Source organism: Herbiconiux daphne (assembly GCF_024979295.1).
GTDB lineage: Bacteria > Actinomycetota > Actinomycetes > Actinomycetales > Microbacteriaceae > Herbiconiux > Herbiconiux daphnes.
The window spans coordinates 1-2,486 of record NZ_JANLCJ010000044.1 but is presented as its reverse complement, the minus strand read 5'-3'; the positions used below and the strand labels follow the sequence as shown (position 1 = coordinate 2,486).

At 38.2% G+C, this 2,486-nt stretch carries 2 protein-coding genes, 1 tRNA gene and 1 pseudogene; all 4 read right to left on the bottom strand.

The window, feature by feature from the left end; genetic code table 11:
• A partial coding sequence (locus tag N1032_RS28470; protein WP_407933069.1) for a DUF7788 domain-containing protein occupies nucleotides 1-215 on the bottom strand: 215 nt, incomplete at its 3' end.
• Nucleotides 216-377: 162 nt separating this feature from the next.
• Entirely contained in the window at nucleotides 378-584 is a 207-nt protein-coding gene (locus tag N1032_RS22540) for a DUF2828 domain-containing protein (RefSeq protein WP_259542541.1), read from the bottom strand.
• Between the two features lie 1,048 nt (nucleotides 585-1,632).
• A tRNA-Phe gene (locus N1032_RS22535) sits at nucleotides 1,633-1,719 on the bottom strand.
• A 165-nt stretch (nucleotides 1,720-1,884) separates the two neighbouring features.
• Nucleotides 1,885-2,307: pseudogene (locus N1032_RS22530) on the bottom strand (DUF669 domain-containing protein); the annotation flags it as partial.
• Nucleotides 2,308-2,486: the final 179 nt, after the last annotated feature.

Here is a 2,486-nt window from a genome sequence, read left to right as displayed (position 1 = left end):
AGTGTTGATCCCAACACCAAATCAAATGCCTTGTCTATATTTGTCGTCTGACTGTTTTCGTAGTCCGAATGTGCCACAGACATAAATTTTTCGCGGATTGTGTTACCAACCATTCTCACAAGTCTCGGTGTTTCACTGAATGTCATAAAGATGTTTTTGAAAGCGCCCTTGTTTCTTTCGGCGGTATAGATTGCCAAAGCGACAGATGAGTGGATTGGTTGTAGTTTTCCTCAACCAAAAGGTCTCATTGAACCAGACACGTCTGCCATAACTAAAACATTTTTATCTGTTTCAAAGAAATCAGGCAAGTTATTTCACTGTCCGTCAGAAATGGCAATGTCATTTTTGTAATCTATGTCAGATATGATTTGTGAAGGTCATATGGCACCAGCATTTGCCTTTGCTTCACCCTTAACAAGTTTGTTTTTGTAGTCTTCATATCTTTCCTTGTCATTTTTGTAGAATGCTTTAACGTGTTTTCTTAGTGCTTGTGAAGGCACTTTTGAGTAATCGACCTCATCATATGTTTTTGCAGACATGTTGACTTCAAGCACATTGAGATATTTTCTCATTTGTGACAGCATAAGTCTATAGTCAGCTTCGGTTTGGTCAACAATCAGAATCTTGATTAGCATTCTCGCTTTTGATTTGGTTTTTTCACTTGAGGCATTGATTGACGGAAGTCATTTTGCCAGTAATGAGATAGGTATGTTCTTGTTCATGTTGTCAACGTCTTTAAGAAGTTGTGTTTTGATGACATTGAGTGCATACTTTCCGTATTCCTGACCTATGAAGTCCAAAGCGATGTCAACAAGGTAATCAAATCTTCCCAATTCGCCGATATTATCGATAAGTTTGTTAAGAAGTGTTTTCGTTTCATCGTTGTATTTGTTGACCAATAGATATTCAATCAATATCTTTGCAGCACGTCTTTCACCTTTTCCTGCTCTTATGTCTAGGAAGTTAAGAACGTTTTTGACCGCAAGTTCCTTGTTTTCAACTCAGGCATTGCCAATAAGTCTCTCCAATTCACTTGCGTCATCATGTCTACCTTTTGTGGCAAACAGGTTTAGGTTGGAATCAAATGTGTCCCCATGGTATATTCCGCCCTTTGTGTTTTCCTTTTCGTTTAGCCCTTGGATAAATGTGTTCATATGTTTCTCCTTATTTCCATTTCGGTAAATACATTATAAATGAATAATGAGAAATTCACACCAACTTTTTTTGAAAAAGAAAACATCACCAGAAGTGGTGATGATGGGACTTAAATGTTTATTGGTTACAAGATGCAGACACTTAAGCCCCGTTTAAAAGTACAATTTTAAATGGTTTTTGGTTTGCTGTATGCATCTTACTTTACAAGGCACGCTTTTTTTACAAGTAATTGGTTTGAAGTTTTGTGTTGCTGTGTGTGCCTTAAATACATTATACACCATATGTGTGTTTTCCTTACCAACTTTTTTTTAGGTGAATAGTCCAAAGAAAAAAGAAGAGTTTTTTAATAATCAGAAAAAAAAGGAGGAATCAGATAAAGGAAAAAATGATAAACATGAAATGTCAAAGCTATAACATAATTGTAAGGTTTAACACACACATGTTTTTGTAATGTATGGGTGAATTATGTTCACCATATGGTGGCAACGGTAGGACTCGAACCTACACCGCCCAGAAAGCGAGTGTTTTTTTATACACCTTGATTTCCCATTTATCTACGTTGCCATTGGAAAGGGCATTATTTCAATGCTATGCCCTTGGAAAGCATTTTAAGTAAATTGATTTTGGACTGCTCACGTTTCAATGCCACCTTGCAGCCATTGCATTGGCAAGACTTATCCACATTGAATGTGGCACAAAGTTCTCATTGTGGCGGTCAGCCCTCTTCAATTACTTACCCAATTTGAAAGATACGTTTCTGAATGGGTCTTTCCCTTCTTGTTTTGAAGGAACAGATTTGATTGACAGTTCACCAATCGTTTCGTCAAATGCAAGTTCAACAGGTTTGCTTGACACGTTTTGTGTCTTGAACTCTGCGTATGCGTTGTTGATTAGTTCAAACCCTTTCGCTTCATCAATACCATATTGTGTGAAAATGTTTTTGATTCTCGCAAGGTTCTTTTCCAGTCTGTCTACACCTTCTGGTGTTTGGTCAGCGACGTTAAGTGTCACATTGCTGAACTCAAGTCTGTTGGTGAATTCTCCAGAAACAACTTTGTAGACGAATGTAACCTTAGGTTTTGAACCGTCGTTTGTGTCACCGATTTGAATTTTGTCGATGATTGCGGCATATGTTCCGTCTGGAAGATGTGAAGAGTTGCTTTCTTTTGCCTTTGTTCAAAGTGCCCCAAGACCTGCCAAAGCATGTGTATGAGCTGGTGGTGTTACCTTGAACCCACCGTCATTGACAACCTGTTGTGAGAACGAAGGTGTTTCCACTTGAAGGTGCTGTTGCTGTGCCACTACTTGTGGTTGAACCACTTGACCATTTA